This window comes from uncultured Algibacter sp. (assembly GCF_947495675.1).
Taxonomy (GTDB): Bacteria; Bacteroidota; Bacteroidia; order Flavobacteriales; family Flavobacteriaceae; genus Algibacter_B.
Genome location: NZ_CANLZX010000003.1, coordinates 157,256 through 171,198, shown reverse-complemented (window position 1 = coordinate 171,198; position 13,943 = coordinate 157,256). Strand labels below are relative to the sequence as shown.

The 13,943-nt window shown below is 30.1% G+C and carries 18 protein-coding genes; 14 read left to right on the top strand and 4 right to left on the bottom strand.

What is annotated here, in order from left to right; all coding sequences use genetic code 11:
• Positions 1–224 precede the first annotated feature (224 nt).
• Positions 225–515 (bottom strand): HU family DNA-binding protein, encoded by a 291-nt coding sequence (locus Q0842_RS03400; protein WP_055442767.1) that lies wholly within the window; start codon positions 513–515, stop codon positions 225–227.
• A gap of 140 nt (positions 516–655) precedes the next feature.
• On the opposite strand from Q0842_RS03400, the gene mutY reads away from it, so the two are divergent.
• The 4 genes from mutY (at position 656) to gldD (ending at position 4,189) form a co-directional block, all read left to right on the top strand.
• Positions 656–1,696, top strand: coding sequence for an A/G-specific adenine glycosylase (gene mutY / locus Q0842_RS03395; protein WP_298494342.1), 1,041 nt, complete (start codon positions 656–658; stop codon positions 1,694–1,696).
• Between the two features lie 89 nt (positions 1,697–1,785).
• A complete protein-coding gene (ssb, locus tag Q0842_RS03390) occupies positions 1,786–2,247 on the top strand; it encodes a single-stranded DNA-binding protein (RefSeq protein ID WP_298494340.1) in 462 nt (153 codons plus the stop codon).
• Between the two features lie 56 nt (positions 2,248–2,303).
• Complete coding sequence (locus Q0842_RS03385; RefSeq protein ID WP_298494337.1) at positions 2,304–3,608, top strand: gliding motility-associated protein GldE; 1,305 nt, start codon at positions 2,304–2,306, stop codon at positions 3,606–3,608.
• Entirely contained in the window at positions 3,608–4,189 is a 582-nt protein-coding gene (gene gldD / locus Q0842_RS03380; protein ID WP_298494336.1) for a gliding motility lipoprotein GldD, read from the top strand. The genes Q0842_RS03385 and gldD overlap by 1 nt, the downstream gene beginning before the upstream one ends.
• 52 nt (positions 4,190–4,241) lie before the next feature.
• Here the strand turns inward: gldD and Q0842_RS03375 are convergent, their stop codons facing one another.
• Entirely contained in the window at positions 4,242–4,814 is a 573-nt protein-coding gene (locus Q0842_RS03375; RefSeq protein ID WP_298494334.1) for a heavy metal-associated domain-containing protein, read from the bottom strand.
• Positions 4,815–4,997: 183 nt separating this feature from the next.
• On the opposite strand from Q0842_RS03375, the gene Q0842_RS03370 reads away from it, so the two are divergent.
• The 3 genes from Q0842_RS03370 to rpmA all read left to right on the top strand — a co-directional run bounded on the left by Q0842_RS03370 (position 4,998) and on the right by rpmA (position 6,489).
• Positions 4,998–5,441 carry a DUF4199 domain-containing protein gene (locus Q0842_RS03370; RefSeq protein WP_298494331.1) on the top strand — a complete coding sequence of 148 codons (444 nt, stop codon included), beginning with the start codon at positions 4,998–5,000 and terminating at the stop codon, positions 5,439–5,441.
• Between the two features lie 87 nt (positions 5,442–5,528).
• Complete coding sequence (rplU, locus tag Q0842_RS03365; RefSeq protein WP_298494329.1) at positions 5,529–6,188, top strand: 50S ribosomal protein L21; 660 nt, start codon at positions 5,529–5,531, stop codon at positions 6,186–6,188.
• A 40-nt stretch (positions 6,189–6,228) separates the two neighbouring features.
• Positions 6,229–6,489 carry a 50S ribosomal protein L27 gene (rpmA, locus tag Q0842_RS03360; RefSeq protein WP_298494327.1) on the top strand — a complete coding sequence of 87 codons (261 nt, stop codon included), beginning with the start codon at positions 6,229–6,231 and terminating at the stop codon, positions 6,487–6,489.
• A gap of 57 nt (positions 6,490–6,546) precedes the next feature.
• Here the strand turns inward: rpmA and Q0842_RS03355 are convergent, their stop codons facing one another.
• The gene (locus Q0842_RS03355) at positions 6,547–7,017 is read right to left on the bottom strand and encodes a DUF1569 domain-containing protein (protein ID WP_298494325.1); all 471 of its coding nucleotides are present in this window, start codon (positions 7,015–7,017) and stop codon (positions 6,547–6,549) included.
• A gap of 94 nt (positions 7,018–7,111) precedes the next feature.
• On the opposite strand from Q0842_RS03355, the gene Q0842_RS03350 reads away from it, so the two are divergent.
• Positions 7,112–7,378, top strand: a complete 267-nt coding sequence (locus Q0842_RS03350) for a hypothetical protein (RefSeq protein ID WP_298494323.1) — start codon at positions 7,112–7,114, stop codon at positions 7,376–7,378.
• Positions 7,379–7,537: 159 nt separating this feature from the next.
• Here Q0842_RS03350 and ahcY read toward each other — a convergent pair whose 3' ends face one another.
• Positions 7,538–8,854 (bottom strand): adenosylhomocysteinase, encoded by a 1,317-nt coding sequence (gene ahcY, locus Q0842_RS03345; RefSeq protein ID WP_298494321.1) that lies wholly within the window; start codon positions 8,852–8,854, stop codon positions 7,538–7,540.
• Between the two features lie 132 nt (positions 8,855–8,986).
• Here ahcY and Q0842_RS03340 point away from each other — a divergent pair, with 132 nt between their 5' ends.
• The 6 genes from Q0842_RS03340 (at position 8,987) to arfB (ending at position 13,707) form a co-directional block, all read left to right on the top strand.
• Positions 8,987–9,613, top strand: coding sequence for a 4'-phosphopantetheinyl transferase superfamily protein (locus Q0842_RS03340; protein WP_298494319.1), 627 nt, complete (start codon positions 8,987–8,989; stop codon positions 9,611–9,613).
• On the top strand, positions 9,614–10,339 hold the full coding sequence (locus Q0842_RS03335; RefSeq protein WP_298494317.1) for a geranylgeranylglyceryl/heptaprenylglyceryl phosphate synthase: 726 nt from the start codon (positions 9,614–9,616) through the stop codon (positions 10,337–10,339).
• Positions 10,340–10,586: 247 nt separating this feature from the next.
• On the top strand, positions 10,587–11,219 hold the full coding sequence (pnuC, locus tag Q0842_RS03330; RefSeq protein ID WP_298494315.1) for a nicotinamide riboside transporter PnuC: 633 nt from the start codon (positions 10,587–10,589) through the stop codon (positions 11,217–11,219).
• Positions 11,180–11,749 (top strand): ATP-binding protein, encoded by a 570-nt coding sequence (locus Q0842_RS03325; protein ID WP_298494313.1) that lies wholly within the window; start codon positions 11,180–11,182, stop codon positions 11,747–11,749. The genes pnuC and Q0842_RS03325 overlap by 40 nt, the downstream gene beginning before the upstream one ends.
• Positions 11,750–13,300, top strand: coding sequence for a DUF4301 family protein (locus Q0842_RS03320; protein ID WP_298494311.1), 1,551 nt, complete (start codon positions 11,750–11,752; stop codon positions 13,298–13,300). It begins immediately after the preceding gene.
• Positions 13,300–13,707 (top strand): alternative ribosome rescue aminoacyl-tRNA hydrolase ArfB, encoded by a 408-nt coding sequence (arfB, locus tag Q0842_RS03315; protein WP_298494309.1) that lies wholly within the window; start codon positions 13,300–13,302, stop codon positions 13,705–13,707. The genes Q0842_RS03320 and arfB overlap by 1 nt, the downstream gene beginning before the upstream one ends.
• Positions 13,708–13,943: the final 236 nt, after the last annotated feature.

The window sequence follows — 13,943 nt, the reverse complement described above, 5'->3', positions numbered from 1 at the left end:
AACTCATTTCAATGAACTTGTTTTTTTAAAACCAAAAAAAGTAGCTAATCTAACTACTTTTTTGATTTATTTTTTCTTTTTGTGACGGTTAGCGCGTCTACGTTTCTTACGTTTGTGCGTCGCTACCTTATGTCTTTTACGTTTTTTACCACTTGGCATAAATAGTGTCTTTTTAAATTAATAATTCGGTTTAATACTGAAAATAAGTCCAGCACTTTGTTGCTTTATTTAACGTCTACATTTGTTTTAACGCCTTCTACAAAAACTTTTGCAGGCTTAAATGCAGGGATATTATGAGCAGGTATTTTTATAGTTGTATTTTTTGAAATGTTTCTACCTGTTTTTTCAGCTCTAGTTTTAATTATAAAGCTTCCAAAACCTCTTAAGTAAACATTATCTCCACCTTCTAAAGAAGTTTTCACTTCTTCCATAAAAGTTTCAACAGTTGCTTGTACATCTCCTTTTTCAATTCCCAATTTTTCAGAAATTTTTGCTACTAAATCAGCCTTCGTCATTTTATTATATAATTTTTTGTGTTACTATTAATTCTAAAAGGGATGCAAATATAGGAATTTAATATTCAATATTTCAAACCTAATTCACTAAAATTTAATATTATAAACGTTTATTTTTGTTTGATCGATTAAATCAAAATATGATATTTTCAAAAATCTTAACACATTGGTATTCAAATAATAAGAGAAATTTGCCTTGGCGTGAAACTGTTAACCCATATTACATTTGGTTGTCAGAAATTATTTTGCAGCAAACACAAGTTAAGCAAGGGTTGCCATATTACGAGGCATTTGTAAGCAAATATCCAACGGTTTTTGATTTAGCTGATGCACCTGAGAGTGATGTGCTAAAACTTTGGCAAGGACTAGGTTATTACTCTCGTGCTAGAAATTTGCATGCCTCTGCAAAATATGTTGTAAATGATTTAGATGGAAATTTTCCAAATAACTATAAGGACTTATTAAAACTAAAAGGAGTTGGCGATTATACAGCTAGTGCAATTGCATCTATTTGTTTTAATGAAGTTACTGCTGTTGTTGATGGTAATGTGTACAGAGTGTTTTCTCGTTATTTTGGAATTAATACACCTATAAATTCATCAAAAGGTGCAAAAGAGTTTAAAGCTTTAGCGCAAAAATTAATTGATAAAAACCATCCAGCTGAATTTAATCAAGCTATTATGGAATTCGGAGCAACACAATGTAAGCCAGCAAATCCATTGTGTAATAGTTGTCCATTTAAAGATAGTTGTATCGCATTAAGTAAAAACAGAATTGCAGAATTACCTGTTAAAATAAAATCGGCTAAAGCAAAAAAAAAATATTTTAATTTTTTAGTGTTTATTTCTCAAGATGAAAAAACAGTTTTAGAAAAAAGAGAAGGAAAGGGAATTTGGCAAAACCTCTATCAATTTCCTTTACTTGAAACAGAAAAGGCTGTAAATGAAAAGGCTTTATCAAATCTAATAAAAAATCACAATTTTTTAAAAGACACTTCTTTTGAAATAGCATTATATAATAAGGAGCACATTATTCATAAATTATCTCATCAACACCTATATACTAAGTTTTGGGTTATTAATTTAGAAAAACTTTCAATAGAAGGGGTTTCAATAAGTAAAGTAAAAGATTATCCTGTGCCTATTTTAATAGGAAATTTTATAGAAAGCTTTAATTTCTAGTTGTTTAGTATTGTCAATCATATTTTTTTGTTAATTTTAAAAAAATGCAAAGCAATTCAGTAATTTTGTTATCTCTTAAAATATAAATTATGTCAGGTACATTAAATAAAGTGATGCTTATAGGGAATTTAGGCGACGATGTTAAAATGCATTATTTTGAAGGTGGTGGTTGTGTTGGAAGATTTCCAATAGCAACAAGCGAAACTTATGTAAGTAAACAAACAAACGAGCGTATTACTAATACCGAATGGCATAATATAGTAGTTAGAAATAAAGGCGCTGAAATTTGTGAAAAGTATTTAAGCAAAGGCGATAAAGTGTATATTGAAGGTAGATTGAAAACCAGAAAATGGACAGACGATAAGGGAAATGATAGATATTCAACTGAAATTCAATGTAATGATTTTACCTTTCTTACAACCAAAAAAGAAAGTGGGGCTAATGAAAATACACCAAATATAGCTGCTGAACAAAAACCAGCGGCACCAGTAACAAGCCCCAAAAAGAGTAACGAACCGATTACAGATGATAATGATGATCTTCCATTTTAATTTTATACACGTTAATAGCCTATCTTACAGTCTATGTTTAACCAAACCAGTTATAATTGGATCCTGACCCCGCGAGTTTAATACATTTAATTATGGCAATTGATGTATCAGTTGTTTTTAGTTATGCATTATTGTTTTTGCTTTTATTATGTTCTGCACTTATTTCTGGAGCAGAGGTTGCCTTGTTCTCATTAAATAGAAATGATATTGATGCCGGTCTAGAGCAAAATTCAAAACGTATAGAAATCTTATCACAACTATTAGAGCGTCCTAAAAAATTATTGGCAACTATATTAGTAGCAAATAACTTTATTAATATAGCCATAGTAATTCTATTTGCTTTTTTAGGGGATTTTATGTTTGGGAATCTCGCAAATCCACAAATAAAATTTGTTGTAGAAGTAATTGTTGTAACCTTCTTAATTCTACTTTTTGGAGAAATATTACCCAAAATTTATGCGAGCAGAAATAACTTAAAATTTGCCACTTTTATGGCTTATCCTCTTAAGGTTTTAGATGTGATTTTGTCTCCAATTAGTTTACCAATGCGAGGAGTTACTTTAGCAATTCACAATAAATTAGGTAAGCAAAAGTCTAATTTAAGTGTCGATCAATTATCGCAAGCATTAGAGTTAACAAGTGAAGAAGATACCACCAAAGAGGAACACAAAATATTAAAGGGTATTGTGTCTTTTGGGAATACTGATACAAAACAAGTTATGCGTCCGCGTATTGATATTTTTGCTTTAAATATAGAGCAGAAATACCTTGAAATTATGCCACAGATAATTGAAAATGGTTATTCAAGAATACCTGTTTATAAAGAAAGTATGGATACTATTGAAGGTATTTTGTACGTAAAAGACTTATTGCCATATATTGATAGAAAACAGTTTGATTGGACAACTCTTTTGCGAGAACCATTTTTTGTTCCAGAAAACAAAAAGCTTGATGATTTAATGGCAGAGTTTCAAGAAAAGAAAGTTCATTTAGCTGTTGTTGTTGATGAGTATGGCGGAACTTCAGGCTTGATTTCTTTTGAAGATATTATTGAAGAAATAGTGGGCGATATTAGTGATGAATTTGATGATGAGGATTTAACTTACTCTAAGTTAGATGATAATAATTATGTATTTGAAGGTAAAACAGCTTTAAAAGATTTTTATAAAATTATTAAACTTGAAGACGAAATAGTTTTTGAAGAAAACAAAGGTGAGGCTGAAACTATAGCGGGATTTGTTTTAGAAATATCTGGTAGTTTCCCTAAGCTTAATAGTAAAATAAATTTTGAAAATTATATTTTTACTATTGAGGCCATGGACAAAAAACGAATAAAGCTTATAAAATTTACTTTAACCTAATGATTAAGAATCTTCTTTTTTTATTATTACTTGTATTTTGTTTTTCTTGTGGTGAAGAGTATGTACCTAAGCCTAAAGCTGAATTAAGATTGGAGTACCCAATTGCAAAGTATGTTGATGCTGGTTTAGAGTTACCATTTACATTTGAAAAAAACTTATTAGCCACAAAAGTAGCGTCTAAACAACTAAAATCACCAACTAAAAGTTATGGTGTTAATTTAGAGTACCCAACATTAAAAGGCACCATATTTTTAACATATAAGGCTATTGAAAAGGATAAAAAAAATCTAAAAGACTTTTTAAGAGATGCTCAAAAATTCACTTTAGAACACACAAAAAAGGCAGATGAGATTCCTGCATATCCTTTCGAAAATAAACAAAGGAAAGTTTACGGTATGCTATCTGAAGTTAAAGGCAATGTAGCATCGCCAGCACAGTTTTATGTCACAGATAGCGTAAATCATTTTTTAACAGGTTCTTTGTATTTCTATGCAAAACCTAATTACGACTCCATACTACCTGCAGCAAATTATTTGCAAAAGGATATTAAGCGTATCATGGAGACTGTTACTTGGAAATAAAAAAGGCTTCTCGAAATGAGAAACCTTACTTTGTTATTATTTAAAAGAAAAATTAAGCTTCTTTTTTAGAGCAACATGCTTTTTTGCAATCTGTTTTACAAGCCATTTCTTTGCTTTCTTTTAAAGCGCCATTACAAGATTTATTACCTTTTTTTGCACATTCTTTTTTGCAAGCTAATTTTTCAGCTTCTGTAGCACCTTCTTTAGAGCATACTTTTTTACATTCTGCAGAACATTTTTTCTTTGTTGAGAATTCATCAACCGTTTTCATGTCGCTTACTTTGTAAGTGTCTGAAACTTTAGCTACAGCTTCTTCAAGGGTTGTAGGAGTTACTTTAGCCTCATTGTATTCAACCATTGCTAGTTTTTTGTCAAAATCTACAGTTGCAGATTTTACACCATCCATTTTAGAAATTTTCTTTTGAATAGTGGCAGCACAGCCTATTTGACAAGTCATACCATCAATTGTAAATTCTGCTTTAGCATAAGTAGCATTAGGATCTAATTCTTTTACTACTTCAGTTTCAACCTCAACAGTTTTAACTTCAGGGTTTTTTTCATTTTTACAACTAAAAGCAAGCGTAGCAATTAGTGTAAGTGTTAAAATAATTTTTATTGACTTCATTTGGGTTTAATATTATTGTTGTTAATGCAAACTTACTAAATATTGACATTAAGCATGTTAAAAAGTTCGTTTTTATAAAATTTATAACTAGAATTATAGTCATTGTCTTATTAATAAATGACCAAGAATTATTTTATTTCAAGAATTTTTACGAAATTTAAGAGAATTAAATCTTTACTAAATATGAAAAATCTATCTCTCCCCATTCGTTTTGGCTTAGTTACTAGTGCAGTATTGATAGCTTATTTTTTAGTATTGGCATTGGTAAATAAACATACAAATCCTGCATTTAGTTTTGTAAATGCAATTATTACTGGTTTTGGAATTTATGAAGCTGTGCGTTTAAGTAAATTAGAAAACCCAGATAATTTTTCATACGGAGAAGGTTTTAAAACAGGTGTTATAACAGGATTTGTAGCAACTATATTATTCACTATTTTTTTTCTTTTTTATTCAACGGAGGTTAATGTTGAGTTTTTGCCAGAATTACTTAAAAAAATGAATGGTGGTTTTAATGCCGATATTGGTATGGTAACCTTTGTAGTTGCTATAATGGGGTTGGCTACAACAGTAGTTTCTTCACTTACTGTGATGCAACTTTTTAAAAAGTCAAGAAATATTTCTTAAAATTAATGATAACGTTTGTAGATTAATTAATTAGCAGTATATTTGCACTCATTTTTGAACAAAATTAATTAATAAAAACGTTACGCTATGTACGCAATTGTAGAGATAGCAGGGCATCAATTTAAAGTTGAAAAAGACCAAAGAGTTTTTGTTAACCGTTTACAAACTGAAGAAGGTAAGAAAGTTTCTTTCGATAACGTACTTCTTTTAGGTGATGGTGACAATGTAACTGTAGGCGCCCCGGCTATAGATGGAGCACAAGTAAGTGCGAAAGTCTTAAAACACCTTAAAGGTGATAAAGTAATAGTATTCAAGAAGAAAAGACGTAAAGGTTACCGTGTAAAAAACGGACACAGACAATCTTTAACTGAAATTGTAATTGAAAGTATTGCTGCTTCTGGAGCTAAAAAAGCTGCTCCTAAAAAAGAAGTTAAAAAAGCAGAGCCAAAAGTAGAAGCGAAAGCTGCTGCACCTAAAGCAACTGCTAAAAAAGAAACTGGTAAAGCCGATGATTTAAAGAAAATCGAAGGTATTGGACCAAAAATCGCATCAACTTTAGTTGAAGCTGGTATTGCAACTTTTGATGAATTAGCAAAAACTGATTCTGCAAAAATATCTGAGATTATCGCAGGAGTTCGTGGAAACCACGTAACTGACACATGGCCAGCACAAGCTAAATTAGCTGCTGATGGTAAATGGGATGAGCTTAAAAAATGGCAAGACGAATTAGACGGTGGTAAAGCTTAATAGCAACCACTTAAGTATAACAATATAAAAACTTAAGACAATGGCTCACAAAAAAGGAGTAGGTAGTTCTAAGAATGGTAGAGAATCAGAATCGAAACGCTTAGGCGTTAAGATATTTGGTGGTCAAGCTGCTATTGCTGGAAACATTATATTAAGACAACGTGGTAATACACATCACCCTGGTGAAAATGTATACCAAGGAAAAGATCATACTTTGCACGCGCAAGTAGATGGTCTTGTAAAATTTACTAAGAAAAAAGATAATAGATCTTATGTTTCTATTGAGCCTTTTGAGGCTTAAGAGAATTTTCTTAAAATTTTTAAAAAAACCCTTTCTGTTTTCAGAAAGGGTTTTTTATTACTTCAAAATATCCTTAATTATTTTTAAATGATGATTGGTATGCATTTCTAAAAAGAGAAGTGTTTGTTTTTTAGTGAGCATACCAAAAACATGATGTTTAAAATATGAGTTTTTGGGTAGAGATTTTAAGTTTGTAACATGAGTTTTTGCAATTTGTAATTGAGTATTTAAATTTTCAATTGTAATAGTTTCTAATGGCAATACCTTTTTTGGTGCTTTAGCTTTTCCTCTTGGTATATATTTTAAACGAAATAATAAACTACGCCAAATATTAAAATTTTTCTTGTAATCGTCTGGATTAGATTTTTCTGTCCACTCACTAACAGCATTAAAAACCTTCAAGGTATGGTCTAATTGCCAGCCTATATTAGCTTTAGATATTGATGGGTTCTCAATGTTTTTGTTAGGGAAATTAGCTTCTATATTCTTAAGAAGTTGTTCTAAAATTTCAAATTTATTATTTGCCATATAAAAATTATTTTCAAAGTATTCATTTAATTCTTAACTTTAAGCTATTGCATTTGCAATTTACAACTATTGTCTAACTTGAAAATATTTAATTATGCTTCCGTTTAGATCAGAAATTAGAAATTCCCCAAGCCAACCTACAATTAAGATTTTTTTAAGTGATGAGTCTTTGGATGAAAGAATCAAGAAGCATTTAGAACATTTTAAAGAAATTGAAGTAATAGAGATTAGAGAAAGTATTGGGCAAAATAGAGTTAACGAAAATATTACTGTGTTTTTAAAAGACGAAGTTGATATTAATAAAATGAAGCAATCAATTGATTCTAGTCTTTGGTGGTATTTTGAAGAAGATAATGCTTAATAAATAGAAATTTAGTTTTTACTTTATTTGATCTAGTTGCCTTTTGTTCAAATACACTATAATAAAGAAACTCAATATTAAAACTTTTGTTATAACGACCAAAATAAAAAAATCCCAAACATTACTGCTTGGGATTTATATTTTTATAATCAGAATCTTTTAGTATCTGTAATGCTCTGGTTTATATGGTCCATCTACAGTTACACCAATATAGCTTGCTTGGTCATCACGAAGCTCAGTTAGCTCTACACCAATTTTAGCTAAGTGCAATTTAGCAACTTTTTCATCTAAATGCTTAGGTAACATGTATACTTCGTTTTTATAAGCGTCTGCATTTTTCCATAGCTCAATTTGAGCTAAAGTTTGGTTGGTAAATGAGTTACTCATTACAAAACTTGGGTGGCCAGTAGCGCAACCTAAGTTTACCAATCGTCCCTCAGCTAAAATAATAATATCTTTACCATCTATAGTATATTTATCAACCTGAGGTTTTATTGTGTTTTTAGTATTTCCGTAGTTATCATTTAGCCAAGCCATTTGAATTTCATTATCAAAATGCCCAATATTACAAACTATGGTCTTGTCTTTCATGGCCTTGAAATGTTCAGCACAAACAATATCTTTATTCCCTGTAGTTGTAATAACAATATCAGAATTAGCAACAACAGTTTCTAGTTTTTTAACTTCAAAACCATCCATTGCAGCTTGTAATGCACAAATTGGGTCTATTTCTGTAACAGTTACTATAGAGCCTGCTCCTTTAAAAGACGCAGCTGTACCTTTTCCAACATCGCCATAACCACATACGGTTACACGTTTTCCTGCTAACATAATGTCTGTTGCACGACGAATAGCATCAACTGCAGATTCTTTACAACCATACTTGTTATCAAATTTAGACTTAGTTACAGAGTCATTCACGTTTATAGCTGGCATGGTTAAAGTGCCATTTTTAACTCTTTCATAAAGTCTGTGAACTCCCGTAGTAGTTTCTTCAGATAAACCTTTAATTCCTGCAGATAATTCTGGATACTTGTCTAGTACCATATTAGTTAAATCTCCACCATCATCTAAAATCATGTTTAGTGGTTGTCTGTCTTCACCAAAAAATAAAGTTTGTTCAATACACCAATCAAATTCTTCTTCGGTCATATCTTTCCATGCGTAAACAGATGTTCCAGTAGCAGCAATTGCAGCTGCAGCTTGATCTTGTGTTGAAAAGATGTTACAAGAACTCCATGTAACTTCGGCTCCAAGAGCTTGAAGAGTTTCAATTAATACAGCTGTTTGTATGGTCATGTGTAAACAACCAGCAATGCGAGCACCTTTTAATGGTTGCTCGTTTTTGTATTCTTCGCGAAGACTCATTAAACCTGGCATCTCTGCTTCGGCTAATTCTATTTCTTTTCGCCCCCATTCAGCAAGAGAGATGTCTTTTACTTTACTAGCTACGTAAGGAATTGTTTTTGTGCTCATAGTAATTTTTCTTTTGTTTTTTTAATACTAAGCTTCATTGTGATTAGAACTTAAAATACTTAAATTCGCTTCTAGAAATCATACTTTTTGCTTAGAGTTTGCAAAGATAACCAATAACATTTAAAATATTAAATGCCTTTATATAAAACCATTACTCCAAATTCACAAACTACTGTTAAAATCTGGAAGATTACTGAGTCTTATGATGATTTAATGGCAGATGTTGATTTAAAGCCAACATCATTACATCGTGTTTTAGGTATGAAAAGTGAATTGCACCAACGTGGGTTTTTAAGTGTTCGACATTTATTACATGCATTTGGATATACTGATGCTGATTTATATTATGATGACCACGGTAAACCGCATTTAAAGGATGGAAAGCAAATTTCTATTACACATTCATTTAATTTTTCTGCAGTAATTGTTAGTGATTTAATTGTTGGTATCGATATTGAAAAACAGCGTGATAAAATTAGTGTTATTGCACATAAATTTATCGATTATGAGTTTGATTATTTGAAAGATGATACTACAGAATACATAAATAAATTGACTGTAATTTGGTGTGTAAAAGAATCTCTTTATAAACTTTTCTGCACTCCTGGGTTAAGTTTTAAAAAGCATTGTTTGGTTATACCTTTTGAAATAAAAGATAAAGATACAATTGCTTGGATTGATTATGAAAATGGTAAACACCGTTATAATATTAATTTTTTAGAGTTTGAAGGTTTTACTTGTGCATATGCCATTGCCTAAATGAATTTAATTTATAGTAACATACAAGTTGCCGTTAAAAATGGTGAAAAATTAATGGCAGTATTAATTGATCCAGACAAATTTTTAATTGAAAATACTCAACAATTTGTTAAGAAAGTAAATGCATCTGTTGCAACACACATTTTTGTAGGAGGAAGTTTGGTTTATAATAATGCAACTGATATTTTGGTTTCAGAATTAAAAAAACACACCACTTTACCCATTGTTTTATTTCCTGGAGATGTTACTCAAATTACTAAAAGGGCTGATGCATTGCTGTTTTTGTCATTACTTTCTGGAAGAAACTCAGAATACTTAATTGGTAAGCATGTAGAGGCAATTCCAAAATTAAAAAACATAAATTTAGAGGTTATATCAACAGGTTATATTTTAATAGAAAGTGGTAAGAAAACAGCAGTAGAGAAGGTGACAAATACAGCGCCAATGCCAAGAAATCATATTCAAAATATAGTTGACACAGCCATAGCAGGACAGTTATTAGGCATGAAACTTATATATTTAGAAGCTGGTAGTGGAGCTAAAGAAACACTTACCCAATCTATTATTTTACAGGTTAAAAAGGAATTAAATATCCCTTTAATAGTTGGTGGCGGTATTAAAAGTAAAGAGCAACTACAAAATGCTTATAATGCAGGGGCAGATTTAGTAGTTATAGGAACTGCTTTTGAAGAAGACGAATTATTTTTTGATGAATTAAAAAAATAAAAAATGGAAATTTCACTTGATTTAAAGTTATCAACATGGCAGGTCGATTAAGAGATACAAGTAATAGAATTTATAAAAGCAATACTTATTCTAAGTTTACAGTTATAGAAAATCCATTAAGTATTTAAATTTTTGGTAACTACAATGAATTGATTACTTTTTGAAAATAAGGAAATAAAAAATTCATTTTTAAATTAAGAAATATGTTTGCTAAGAATAAAGGTTGTAAAAACAAACAGAAGCACTTATGAACCACGTTTTCGAGTTTTTTTTTGGTCAATATGCCGAATATGAAACAAGTGATATTGCGCTAGAAATAGTAGCTGTCATTTTTGGTTTCATGTCTGTTTGGTTTTCAAAGCAAAATAAAGTTTTAGTATTTCCAACAGGTATGATAAGCACAATTATTTTTGTGTATTTGTTACTAAAATGGGAGTTGTTAGGAGATATGATGATAAATGCTTACTATTTTATTATGAGTGTTTATGGATGGTACATTTGGACGAAAAAAGTTGACACTTTGAGGGTTACTCCAATTTCCAAAACAACATACAACGAAAAAAAGATAAGTATAGCCATATTTTTAGCTACACTCTTATTTGTTTATTTAGTTTACAAAAGCTTTGATAAATGGACAAGTTGGGTAGCTTATGTTGATACTATTACTACAGCCATATTTTTTGTAGGTATGTGGTTAATGGCAAAACGAAAGTTAGAAAATTGGATATTCTGGATTATTGGAGATATTATTTCAGTTCCTTTGTATTTTTATAAAGGTTTTACGTTTACTAGTTTACAATATTTAGGATTTACATTTATTGCCATTTTTGGATATATTGCATGGAAGAAAAATATAAACAACAGCCCTCAAACTGTATAAAAGTAGTATTGTTTGGACCAGAATCTACTGGTAAAACTACATTATCTCGTCATTTGGCGAGACATTATAATTCAGTTTGGGTGCCAGAATATGCCCGTGAATATTTACAAAACAAATGGAATAATGAGCGTAAAACATGCGAGCCACAAGATTTATTACCTATTGCAGAGGGGCAAATGAAACTTGAAAATGAACTTGCAAGAAAAACAGATTCAGTACTAATATGCGACACAGATTTACTAGAAACTAAAGTGTATTCTGAAGCTTATTATATTGGTACTTGTGATCCAATTCTTGAAAAACATGCTTTGCAAAATACTTACGATTTGTATTTTTTAACTTATATTGATACGCCTTGGGAGGCTGATGATTTAAGAGACAAGCCAGAACATAGAGAAGAAATGTTTAAAGCTTTTAAAGATACATTAGTAAAATATAATAAACCTTTTGTGCTTTTAAAAGGCGATAAAAAAACTCGATTAGAAACAGCAGTAAAACATATTGATAACTTATTAAAACTAAAATTATAAATGTTTTCAGATAAAGATATTAAACAAATAAAAAGTAAGGGCATTACAATTGAACAAGTAAATGCTCAATTATCTAGATTAAAAAACGGAATGACCTTTTCAAATTTGGTTGCAGCAGCAACAATAGGCAAGGGTATTGAAAGTTATGATAGTAAAGAGGTAAATGAATTTGTTGATTTATACGAATCTAAACAAAATCAATTATCTATTGTTAAATTTGTTCCTGCATCTGGTGCAGCTACCAGAATGTTCAAGTTTTTATTTCAGTTTTTAAGTAATTTCAATCCTTCAAAAGATAATATTAAAAAATATGCTGAAACCAAAAATGATGCATTAATAACACTTTTTACCGAAAACATAGAAAAGTTTCCTTTTTATAAAGAAGTTATTTCAAAAATTAAAAGTGAAGAACCTAATTTTGACACTTTATCAGAAGACGAAAAGTATCTGCAAATAGTAAAAATAATGCTAGATGCTAAAGGGCTTAATTATAGTTTTCTTCCAAAAGGATTATTGCCGTTTCATAAATATGGAGAAACTGTAAAAACTGCTTTTGAAGAGCATTTATTTGAATCTACCCTATATGCTTCATCTAACGGAAATGCAAATTTGCATTTTACGGTTTCTAAAAACCATCAGTTATATTTTTCAAATGAATTAAGTCGTATTCGCGAAGCTATAGAGGAAAAAACAAATACAACATTTAATGTGTCTTTCTCATACCAAAATGAAGCTACAGAAACAGTCGCACTTACTGAAGAAAATGATGTGTTTAGAAAAGAAGATGGATCTATTCTATTTAGACCAGCAGGACACGGAGCTCTTATTGAGAATTTAAATAAATTAGATAACGATATTATTTTTATTAAAAATATAGATAATATAGTTGTCTCAGATAGAAATATAAGTGTTTCGAATTACAAAAAATTATTGGCAGGTGTATTAATAGAAGCTCAAGAAAAAGTTTTTGAGTATTTAAATAAACTAGATACAGATTCACTAGATGAAACCGATTTTAAAGTAATAGCGCTATTTTTACGTTACAGATTAAATGTGCCAATAGTTGCAGATTTTGAAGATTACTCTGCAGATAAAAAAACAGCTTATTTAAAAGATAAATTAAATAGACCTATACGTGTTTGCGGAATGGTTAAAAATCAAGGAGAACCTGGTGGAGGTCCATTTTGGGTTAAAGATAAAGATGGTAATGTATCATTACAAATAGTTGAATTTGCTCAAATTAATTTTAGTAAAAAAAATCAACAAGGCATAGTTTATAAAGCAACACATTTTAATCCTACAGATTTAGTTTGTGGTGTTAAAGATTATAAAGGTAACAAGTTTGATTTATCTAATTTTATCGATCCAGAGGCTGCTTTTATAACAACTAAAACACAAAATGGAGTAGATATTGATGCTTTGGAGTTACCAGGTTTATGGAATGGAAGTATGGCATATTGGAACTCGATTTTTGTAGAAGTACCTCTTGAAACTTTTAATCCAGTTAAAACTGTAAATGACCTTTTAAAACCCGTTCATCAAGTATCTTAATGTTTGATGAAGAAGCCATATTACAAGAATTAAACTTTAAAGCAATTAGAAGTTCTGGTAGTGGTGGTCAGCATGTAAATAAAGTTTCATCTAAAGTTGAATTAAGTTTTAACGTGTTTGAAACAAATGTATTTGATGAAGAGCAAAAAAAACGACTTTTAAAAAAATTACAACATCGTTTAACAAAACAACATGTTTTGATTTTGCAATGTGGTGAAAGTAGAAGTCAGCATAAAAACAAAGAAATAATTATAAAGCGATTTTTAGAGTTAATAAAAGTCGCTTTAAAAGTTCCAAAAAAGCGTAAACTTACAAAAGTCCCAAAGTCTGTTATAAAAAAACGACTTAAAAGTAAGCGCAAGCATTCTGAAAAAAAGGCAAATAGACAAAAACCAAATCTTGATTAAAAATTTCAATATTTATGGCTGTTAATTATTAATTGTTACCTAAATTTGCAACGTTCTCAAAAAAGGGGTGCCTATTATCGGCTGAGATCATACCCATTGAACCTAGAACAGGTAATGCTGTTTAGGAAAAACGAACTAAAAGAAAATATCTAGTAAACATTTTAGTGAATGCAACTTGTTCATCTTGTTTGATAATAATAGCAAAGCTAAATTTTTATTAAATACTTCTAAGGTTC